The sequence below is a fragment of the Pantoea dispersa genome (genome assembly GCF_035783935.1).
Lineage (GTDB): Bacteria > Pseudomonadota > Gammaproteobacteria > Enterobacterales > Enterobacteriaceae > Pantoea > Pantoea dispersa_C.
Map to the genome: position 1 here is coordinate 1 of NZ_JALKOV010000048.1, position 265 is coordinate 265.

1 protein-coding gene is annotated in these 265 nt (G+C 51.7%); it reads right to left on the minus strand.

Annotated elements, in window-relative coordinates:
* A partial coding sequence (locus tag MXF20_RS23500) for a transposase (protein ID WP_325971648.1) occupies positions 1-208 on the minus strand: 208 nt, incomplete at its 3' end.
* Positions 209-265 lie beyond the last annotated feature (57 nt).

Here is a 265-nt window from a genome sequence, read left to right on the forward strand (position 1 = left end):
CGAGCAGCTTCCTGAGTCTGGCGTTCTCTTCCTCAAGTGACTTCAGGCGCTTAACCTCAGGCACCTCCATGCCGCCATACTTCTTACGCCAGGTATAAAACGTGGCGTCGGAAATGGCGTGCTTACGACAGAGTTCCCGGGCAGAAACGCCGGCTTCAGCCTCGCGGAGAATACTGATGATCTGTTCGTCGGAAAAACGCTTCTTCATGGGGATGTCCTCATGTGGCTTATGAAGACATTACTAACATCGCGGTGTATTAATCAA